The 8,171-nt window shown below is 63.8% G+C and carries 10 protein-coding genes; 4 read left to right on the forward strand and 6 right to left on the reverse strand.

Annotated features, from left to right (window positions below):
* Positions 1–9: 9 nt before the first annotated feature.
* The 3 genes from PI87_RS21300 to PI87_RS21310 all read left to right on the forward strand — a co-directional run bounded on the left by PI87_RS21300 (position 10) and on the right by PI87_RS21310 (position 2,903).
* The gene (locus PI87_RS21300; protein ID WP_039599715.1) at positions 10–1,269 is read left to right on the forward strand and encodes an acyl-CoA dehydrogenase family protein; all 1,260 of its coding nucleotides are present in this window, start codon (positions 10–12) and stop codon (positions 1,267–1,269) included.
* 164 nt (positions 1,270–1,433) lie between these two features.
* On the forward strand, positions 1,434–2,126 hold the full coding sequence (locus PI87_RS21305; protein ID WP_039599716.1) for a glutathione binding-like protein: 693 nt from the start codon (positions 1,434–1,436) through the stop codon (positions 2,124–2,126).
* A gap of 117 nt (positions 2,127–2,243) precedes the next feature.
* Positions 2,244–2,903 (forward strand): methyltransferase family protein, encoded by a 660-nt coding sequence (locus PI87_RS21310; RefSeq protein WP_039599717.1) that lies wholly within the window; start codon positions 2,244–2,246, stop codon positions 2,901–2,903.
* Here the strand turns inward: PI87_RS21310 and PI87_RS21315 are convergent.
* Together PI87_RS21315 and PI87_RS21320 are read right to left on the reverse strand one after the other, a co-directional pair.
* Positions 2,897–3,208 (reverse strand): YciI family protein, encoded by a 312-nt coding sequence (locus PI87_RS21315; RefSeq protein ID WP_039599718.1) that lies wholly within the window; start codon positions 3,206–3,208, stop codon positions 2,897–2,899. The two genes, PI87_RS21310 and PI87_RS21315, sit on opposite strands and share 7 nt — an antisense overlap.
* A 34-nt stretch (positions 3,209–3,242) precedes the next feature.
* Entirely contained in the window at positions 3,243–4,235 is a 993-nt protein-coding gene (locus PI87_RS21320) for a zinc-binding dehydrogenase (protein WP_039599719.1), read from the reverse strand.
* A gap of 99 nt (positions 4,236–4,334) precedes the next feature.
* Between PI87_RS21320 and PI87_RS21325 the strand changes: the two genes are divergently transcribed.
* Positions 4,335–5,213 (forward strand): LysR family transcriptional regulator, encoded by an 879-nt coding sequence (locus tag PI87_RS21325; RefSeq protein ID WP_039599720.1) that lies wholly within the window; start codon positions 4,335–4,337, stop codon positions 5,211–5,213.
* Here the strand turns inward: PI87_RS21325 and PI87_RS21330 are convergent.
* The 4 genes from PI87_RS21330 to ureE form a co-directional block, all read right to left on the reverse strand.
* Positions 5,192–5,521, reverse strand: a complete 330-nt coding sequence (locus PI87_RS21330) for a hypothetical protein (protein ID WP_039599721.1) — start codon at positions 5,519–5,521, stop codon at positions 5,192–5,194. The two genes, PI87_RS21325 and PI87_RS21330, sit on opposite strands and share 22 nt — an antisense overlap.
* A gap of 67 nt (positions 5,522–5,588) precedes the next feature.
* The gene (ureG, locus tag PI87_RS21335; protein WP_039599722.1) at positions 5,589–6,221 is read right to left on the reverse strand and encodes an urease accessory protein UreG; all 633 of its coding nucleotides are present in this window, start codon (positions 6,219–6,221) and stop codon (positions 5,589–5,591) included.
* A gap of 11 nt (positions 6,222–6,232) precedes the next feature.
* On the reverse strand, positions 6,233–6,922 hold the full coding sequence (locus PI87_RS21340) for an urease accessory protein UreF (protein ID WP_039599743.1): 690 nt from the start codon (positions 6,920–6,922) through the stop codon (positions 6,233–6,235).
* A complete protein-coding gene (ureE, locus tag PI87_RS21345) occupies positions 6,915–7,553 on the reverse strand; it encodes an urease accessory protein UreE (protein WP_039599723.1) in 639 nt (212 codons plus the stop codon). The genes PI87_RS21340 and ureE overlap by 8 nt, the downstream gene beginning before the upstream one ends.
* Between the last annotated feature and the right edge of the window lie 618 nt (positions 7,554–8,171).

The raw sequence follows: 8,171 nt of genomic DNA on the forward strand, positions 1-8,171 counted from the left end.
GGAGACACCATGAATTTCGATTACACCCCGAAGGTCAAGGAAATGCAGGCACGCCTGCTCGAATTCTTCGACCAGCACATCTACCCGAACGAGCAGCGCTTCTACGAAGAAATCGAAGCCAACCGCCGTGCGGGCAATGCCTGGATCCCGACCAAGGTGATCGAAGAACTCAAGCCGCTGGCGCGCAAGGCCGGGCTGTGGAACCTGTTCCTGCCGCGCTCGACGCGCGCACCGGAAGGCCTGTCGAACCTGGAATACGCCACGCTGTGCGAGATCATGGGCCGGGTGCCCTGGGCGCCGGAAGTGTTCAACTGCTCCGCGCCGGACACCGGCAACATGGAGACGCTGGAGCGTTACGCCTCGGAAGCGATCAAGGACCGCTGGCTCGAACCGCTGCTGCGCGGCGAGATCCGCTCCGCCTTCCTGATGACCGAGCCGGCCGTGGCCTCGTCGGATGCCACCAACATCGAATGCCGCATCGAGCGCCAGGGCGATGAGTACGTCATCAACGGCCGCAAGTGGTGGTCGTCGGGCGCAGGCGACCCGCGCTGCGCCGTGTACATCGTCATGGGCAAGACCAACCCGGACGCTGGCCGCCACGAGCAGCAATCGATGATCGTGGTGCCGGCCGATGCGCCGGGCATCACCGTCATGCGCCCGCTGACGGTGTTCGGCTACGACGACGCACCGCACGGCCACATGGAAGTCGACCTGAAGAATGTGCGCGTGCCGGTGGGCAACATCCTGCTGGGTGAAGGCCGTGGCTTCGAGATCGCGCAGGGTCGCCTGGGCCCGGGCCGCATCCATCACTGCATGCGCAGCATCGGCATTGCCGAGCGTGCGCTGGAACTGATGTGCAAGCGCCTGACGACGCGCATCGCGTTCGGCAAGGCCATCGCACAGCATAGTGTCTGGCACGAACGCATTGCCGAGGCCCGCTGCATGATCGAACAGGCCCGCCTGCTCACGCTCAAGGCCGCGTACATGATGGACACGGTTGGCAACAAGGTCGCCAAGGCCGAGATTGCGATGATCAAGGTGGTGGCGCCGAACATCGCTTGCCAGATCGTCGACTGGGCGATCCAGGCGCACGGCGGTGCGGGTGTGTCGGGCGACTTCCCGCTGGCCTCGTTCTACGCGCATCAGCGCACGCTGCGCCTGGCCGACGGCCCAGACGAAGTGCACCGTGCCGCCATCGCCAAGCTGGAACTGGCCAAGCACCTGCACCTGAAGGACATTCCTGACATGCCTGTCACGCGCGGCGCATAACAACAGACAACGCCGACAATACCGTTCACTCCTTAACCCCGCATCAAGCGGGGATTTTTTTTGCCCATGCCCATCGTCTGCGCGTTTTTCCGTTCTGTGCTGGAATGGAATACTTTGCAGGCTTCTGGTGGCCTGCTCGTCTCTTCCCTCGCGGAGCCAATTCGATGATCGACGTCTATAGCTGGGCCACACCCAACGGGCACAAAGTGCACATCATGCTGGAGGAATGCGGGCTGCCTTACCGCGTTCACGGCATCAACATCGGCGCCGGCGACCAGTTCAAGCCCGACTTTCTGAAGATCAGCCCGAACAACAAGATCCCGGCCATCGTTGATCAGGACGGCCCGGACGGCCAGCCCATCTCGCTGTTCGAGTCCGGCGCGATCCTGCTGTACCTCGCTGGCAAGACCGGCAAGTTCATCCCCGACGATGTGCGCGGCAAATACGAAGTGCTGCAGTGGCTGATGTTCCAGATGGGCGGTGTCGGCCCGATGCTCGGCCAGGCGCACCACTTCCGCATCTACGCGCCGGAGAAGATCGAGTACGCGATCAACCGCTACAGCAACGAAGCCAAGCGCCTGTACGGCGTGATCGACAAGCGCCTCTCGGAATCCAAGTACCTGGGCGGCGCGGACTACTCCATCGCCGACATCGCCACGTGGCCGTGGCTACGCAGCTGGAAGAACCAGGGGATCGAGCTGTCGGATTACCCCAAGCTGCAGCGCTGGTTTGAAGCCATTGAAGAACGCCCCGCCGTGCAGCGCGGGGTGAAGGTGCTGGCTCAGGAGCGGCCGGCACTGCAGGACGACAAGGCGAAGGAAATCCTTTTCGGCGCGACGCAATATCAGCGTCGTTGATTACCCTTCGCTCCCCAAAAAGGGCCGCGTGATGCGGCCTTTTCTTTTGGGCGCTATCAATGCACCCAACCGGCGCGAGGCCTACACTGGGCGCATTCCGATTCTCTTGAGGCAGTCATGGCGGCATCGGCCAAACTTGGCGTTGGGGCGGTGATTTCGGTACTCGGCTATCTGGCGCTGGCGGCGTGGGGCTGGGGCGGTGTCGGCCCGCTGCTTGCACATCCGGCGCGCGTGGCGCTGGTCGTGGTGACCGTCGCGTTGACCATCGCCGCGCTGTTCGCAGGCGGCAACCTCAGCGCAGGCGAGCGCGAAGATCGATCCAACCGGTGGGTGCTGCCGGTGTTCGGCCTGATCGGCATCATCAGTGCCTGGCTGCCGGCGTACACCGATCGGCTCAACCTGTGGTGCATCGACGGCGATGCCGTGCGATGGCTGGGCGTCGTGCTCTATGCCGTGGGCGGTGCGCTGCGGCTGTGGCCGGTGCACGTGCTGGGCAACCGGTTCAGCGGGCTGGTGGCAATCCAGCCGGGCCATACGCTGGTGACCGGCGGGATCTATCAATACGTGCGCAACCCGAGCTACCTCGGGTTGCTGGTGAGCACGCTGGGCTGGGGGTTGGGGTTCCGGGCACTGGCCGGCGTGGTACTGACGCTGCTGCTGATTCCCCCGCTGGTCGCACGCATGCGTGCGGAAGAAGCACTGCTGCAATCGCAGTTCGGCGCTGAGTACGACGCCTACCGTGCCCGGACCTGGCGCCTGATTCCCGGACTCTACTGACGCGCCTCCTTGCCAAACCACGCCATCAGCACCGGCTGACACTGCGCGGCATCAAACTCGACCACGCGCGAGAAGCGCATCTTCCCGGCCTTCACGAAGGGCTCGTCGGCCAGCAACGCATCCAGCGCCTCGCGCGATGCGGCCCGCGCCACCAGAAAGCCGCCGTGCGCCGGCACCTGTGGCCCGGAAAACAAGAAGTGGCCCGCGTCATAACCACGCTGCAGAAAATCGTGATGCGCAGGGACCAGATGCGCGAGCGCCTCGAACGGAACAAGGTGCTCGCCTTCCAGCAGAAAATGCTTCATGGGGATCGCCTCCGAGAACATTGAAAAAGCAGCGTCACGCGGCCAGCGCGCCTTCCACCACCATCTTGCCGCCCGCCGTGCCGGCATCCAGCATGCGATGCGCGCGCTGGATGTCGTCAAAGGCGAACACCTGTGCCGGCCTGGCACGCAGCACACCGGCCTCGACCAGATCGACGATGCGCTGAAAGGGAACGTCTGTGAGCGGGTACTCCGCCGTGCCATAGACGAACGCACTGCCGAAGAAACTCAGATGCCGTCCGCTGGGCAGATGCTGCAGCGGATCGAACTGCGCGATCGGCGCATGCCCACCAAGAAAACCAGCCACGCAGACACGCCCGCCACGCCGTGCCAACCGCAGCGACTCCAGCACCGTGCGCGTGCCGATCAGATCGAGCACGGCGTCGATGCCATCCGGAGCGAGATCGCGCAACGCGCCTGCCATGTCATCGCCCTCCACCAACACGGCATCCGCGCCGTTCCCTCTGGCGACTGACGCCCGGTCTGCATGCCGCACGGTCGCCACCACACGGGCCTGCGTGTACGCCGCGAGGTTAAGCGCAGCCAGCCCCAGCGCTGAAGTGGCTCCGCGCACCAGCACCGTATCGCCACGCCGCAACGCCAGGTTGTCGAACAAGCCGCTCCACGCCGTGGCGTACGACTCAGGAATGGCTGCCAGCTCGCTCCAGCCGAGCGCGCTGCGGATTGGGACGACGTTGCCCGCCGGCACCGCCACCAGTTCCGCGTAGCTGCCACTGCGCGAACGCCCCATGCCGCCCATCAGGGCGAACACGCGCTGCCCGGCCAGCAGCCTGCCGCTCGGGTCGCTGACCACTTCACCGGCGCATTCAATGCCGGAAATGGCTGCCACCTCTCCCCATTCGCCCTGCCGGAAATACTGTTCCGCGCGGTTGATGCCGAACGCCTTCACACGCACGAGCACCTCGTCCTGCCCGGCCACCGGGTCCGGCGCTTCGGTCACGCAAAGCTGCTCCGGCCCACCATATTGCTGCCGCACGATTGCCTTCATGCTCCTGCCTCCTTTTCGCATTGGGAGGTGCTAGGCTAGGTTTTCAGGCTGTCAAAATAAATTGAATAATTGCGCCAATCTTTGTAAGTCGAGCAAACAATGGATTTCTCCCTGCACGAACTCGCCTGTCTTGAGGCGGTGATTGCGGAAGGCAGCTTCCAGGCCGCCGCCGACAAGCTGCACCGCACGCACCCGGCTGTGCATGCCGCCGTCAAAAATCTGGAGCAACGGCTGGGCGTGGCCCTGCTCGACCGCAGCGAGTACCGCGTCAGGCTCACACCGGCGGGCGAAGCGTTCTGCCGTCAATCGGCGGTGGTGCTGCGGCAGGCTGCGGCGCTCGATACGTTGTGCCAGCAACTGAGCCAAGGCGAAGAAACCGACCTGCGCGTGATCGTGGGCGACCTCACCCCCACTGCCGAGATGTTGCGTCGCTTGAAGCGCTTCTTCAACGCATGGCCGCAAACGCGCCTGCACCTGCATTTCGAGGTGATTGGCGGCCCGTGGGAGCGCCTGCTTGCCGAAGAGGCCGACCTCATCATCCACCACATCGACAAGAGCGACACCCGCTTCGAATGGGCCGACCTGACCAAGGTGACGCTCGTACCGGTGGCCGCACCCGGCTACGTGACGGCGCCGTCCACACGCAACCTCACGCCCGAACACATGCGGGCGTATGTGCAGGTGGTGATTCGCGATACGGCACGGCAGCCGCAACGCGATTACTTTGTGATCAAGGACGCGCCCAACTGGACGGTGGCAGATCAGCACACCAAGAAGGATTTGATCGTGCAAGGCATGGGCTGGGGCCACATGCCGCTGCACCTGATCGACAAGGAGTTACGCAGCGGCAAGCTAGTGTCGCTGGAGGGGCGCCACTTCAAGCGCTCCAAGCTCGACATCGTGGCCGCACGACTGCGTGGGCGCCCGGTTGGCCCAGTGGCGCAGGCACTCTGGCGCTACTTGGCAGAGGAAGCCTGAGCACTTGTACCAGGCAACGCAAAGCACGTAACGTCGGGCGCTGTGTACACCGTCGGATAAGGCGCACGCGGCCCGCTTTGCAGCCGCAACGGTTGCGTGGCCAGCACCTCGGCTTCGTTGCGCTCACGGGTGGTCAATGGCACCGGCGGTGGGTTGGGCAGGTGCACCGGTTGATTCACAGCACAGCGCACCGGTTTTCCATCAGCCAGCCGCACATCCATCGTGTAGTACGGCCCGACGATGGCCGGCGCGCACGCCGCAACACCGCATGCCGCGGCAATCAGCACCACCCCATGCAGCGTCTTCATCACCCACCTCCGCAACGTACGCCCTTGCCGATTTGACCGGCAACGTTGCAAGCAAGTGCCCGTCGCATCAGGCTGAAGCTGAGGTGGTCAGCATGCCCTGCCGCTCAATGAAGCGGATGACCTCATCCAGCCCGCCCTGCGCCTTCAGGTTGCACATGACGAACGGCCGGTCACCACGCATCTTGCGCGTGTCGCTTTCCATCACGTCCAGCGATGCGCCCACGTACGGTGCCAGGTCCGTCTTGTTGATGATAAGCAGGTCAGACTTGGTGATGCCCGGCCCGCCCTTGCGCGGAATCTTCTCCCCGCCCGCCACGTCGATCACGTAGATCGTCAGGTCGGACAGCTCGGGGCTGAAGGTGGCCGCAAGGTTATCGCCGCCCGACTCGATGAAGACGACATCCGCATCCGGAAACTTGGTCAGCATGCGGTCAACGGCTTCCAGGTTGATCGAAGCATCCTCGCGGATGGCAGTGTGCGGGCAGCCGCCTGTCTCCACACCCATGATGCGCTCGGCCGGCAGCGCACCTGAGATGGTCAGCAGACGCTGGTCTTCCTTGGTGTAGATATCGTTGGTGATCGCCACGAGGTCGTAGCGCTCGCGCATGGCCTTGCAGAGCATCTCCAGCAGCGTGGTCTTACCGGAGCCCACCGGGCCGCCCACGCCAACGCGCAGGGCAGGAAGTTTCTTGGTACGCATGATGATCAGGTTCAGGATCGAAAGAGTCTTGAGTATTGCGTTTCATGCCGAGCAGAGAGCACGCCCAGCCCAGGTGAGAACGTGGAGAGTTCAGGTGGATGGCATGCCGCGCGGCGTGTGGCTTCTTCCACTACGCGCGCGACCGCCCCATGCAGACCAAACAGAATGCGCTGCCCCGCCGCCTGCCCTAGCGGTACCGCCTTGACTGCGGCGGCCATCTGGTTTTCCACCCAGGCAAAGCAGTACGCCGTTACGCCATCGTGCGGATCGACGTTCAGCGCGGCAGCGGCCGCCGCAAATGCCGTTGGGAACGTCACCGACGCACGCGCCGACAGCGCAGCACGCAACGCATCGTTGCCCCACGCCATCTGCTGAATCAGACGATTGAGCGACCAGCCCATCTGTGATGTTTCCAGACGCAGCTCGCGCGTTTCACGCGTGGCGAGGAACCATGCATCGCGCTCGACCACGGCATCGAAACGACCCGCCTGCCAGTCGGCGAATTGCAGCAGCCACAGTGGCGCCTCGCACGCGGCGAGCACCTCGAGCCCTTCGGCAATCCACGTCGCAGCCGACGCCTCGTCTGTCACGTGCCGCACATCCACCGCCGCCTCCAGCCCCTGCGAATAGCTGAACGCGCCCACCGGCAATGCGGGGGACGCGAGGTGCAGCAAGGCGGTGAGCTGGGCAACGCTAGTCATGGTGATGATGGTGATGACCGCAGCCCGGGCCGTGGACATGGCCGTGGTCGTGACTGTGGTCATGACCATGTGCGTGATCGTGTCCATGGTCATGCGAGTGACCATGATCGTGCCCGTGATGCTCGTTGAACAACGCCTGCGCAGCGGCATAGTCCTCGTCGAACGTCGCGTCGTGGCCGTGACGATGGCCGCCGCCGTAGGCACCCGCTTCGGGCTCGAACGGCGCTTCCACATGCGCGACGGTCGCGCCCAGGCGCACGAGCATGTCTTCGAGCACCGGGTCGGCTTCGAGCTGCAGCGCATCGGCGCTTACCTGCACGGGTGTGTGGCGATTGCCGAGGTGGTAGGCCGCACGCATTAGCGCGAGGCGGTTGTCGCTGGTCACGCGCAGCACCTGCTCGGGCGCGGCTTGCACCTCCACCAGCGTGCCGTCTTCTGCGACGAGCACGTCGCCGCCACGCATGACAGTGCCGCGCGGCAGTACGACGGCCACCTCGCGGCCATCATCAAGCGTGGCGCGCAGGCGGCTGCGGCTGCGCTCCAGGAACGGCAGCACCAACTTGGGCGCGCGCTTGACCAGCACGGAGGCCAGGCCGTGCGGCGCGGGCAAATGTTTATCGATTGAAAGCATCTTCTGACTCCAATTTGCCAAAGGTTGAGGCGCTGAGCCCCATGGTTGCACTTGGCGGGGCCATCGTTGAGCCTCTGACTGGCATCGTTGACTCTCCAACACTCGACGGTGAGTCTCTGAGGCTCATGGTTGCACCTATTTGGGGCATCGATGGGCCTCAGACCCTCATTGATGAGCCTCAAACACCCGACGTTGACTCTCTGACAGTCATCGATGACTCTCCAATACTCAACGTTGAGCCTGTGACGGTCATTGATGGACCTCGAACGATCAACGTTGAACCTTTGAGGTCCGACTTCCGACGCGGCGGGTCATCCCTTGTTTCATCCCCTGCCGGGGCTGACTCACTTTCTTTGTCTTGCCAAAGAAAGTAAGCAAAGAAAGGCGCGCCCGAGATGGCGAAAGACTCCTTGAATTTCTGTCGCAGGGAGGGAGGGGAGGCAAACTCGCTTCGCTCAGACAAGCCTCCCCTCTTTTTCCTCCCTGCAACAGAAATTCAAGGCGCCATCTAGGGCAAGGGTAAAACAAACAATCTCTTGGCAGCGCACGACTCCGTCCTACACCTTCAACCACCGTACTCACGCACCCCGCCCTACGTCGCCTCACGCCTCACGCCTC

It is taken from the genome of Ralstonia sp. A12 (assembly GCF_000801955.1).
Lineage (GTDB): Bacteria > Pseudomonadota > Gammaproteobacteria > Burkholderiales > Burkholderiaceae > Ralstonia.

What these genes read in the sequence shown, in the direction of transcription:
- PI87_RS21300 (WP_039599715.1), top strand. Translation starts at nt 10, where the DNA reads ATGAATTTCGATTACACCCCGAAGGTCAAGGAAATGCAGGCACGCCTG.
- PI87_RS21305 (WP_039599716.1), top strand. Translation starts at nt 1,434, where the DNA reads ATGATCGACGTCTATAGCTGGGCCACACCCAACGGGCACAAAGTGCAC.
- PI87_RS21310 (WP_039599717.1), top strand. Translation starts at nt 2,244, where the DNA reads ATGGCGGCATCGGCCAAACTTGGCGTTGGGGCGGTGATTTCGGTACTC.
- PI87_RS21315 (WP_039599718.1), bottom strand. Translation starts at nt 3,208, where the DNA reads ATGAAGCATTTTCTGCTGGAAGGCGAGCACCTTGTTCCGTTCGAGGCG.
- PI87_RS21320 (WP_039599719.1), bottom strand. Translation starts at nt 4,235, where the DNA reads ATGAAGGCAATCGTGCGGCAGCAATATGGTGGGCCGGAGCAGCTTTGC.
- PI87_RS21325 (WP_039599720.1), top strand. Translation starts at nt 4,335, where the DNA reads ATGGATTTCTCCCTGCACGAACTCGCCTGTCTTGAGGCGGTGATTGCG.
- PI87_RS21330 (WP_039599721.1), bottom strand. Translation starts at nt 5,521, where the DNA reads ATGAAGACGCTGCATGGGGTGGTGCTGATTGCCGCGGCATGCGGTGTT.
- ureG (WP_039599722.1), bottom strand. Translation starts at nt 6,221, where the DNA reads ATGCGTACCAAGAAACTTCCTGCCCTGCGCGTTGGCGTGGGCGGCCCG.
- PI87_RS21340 (WP_039599743.1), bottom strand. Translation starts at nt 6,922, where the DNA reads ATGACTAGCGTTGCCCAGCTCACCGCCTTGCTGCACCTCGCGTCCCCC.
- ureE (WP_039599723.1), bottom strand. Translation starts at nt 7,553, where the DNA reads ATGCTTTCAATCGATAAACATTTGCCCGCGCCGCACGGCCTGGCCTCC.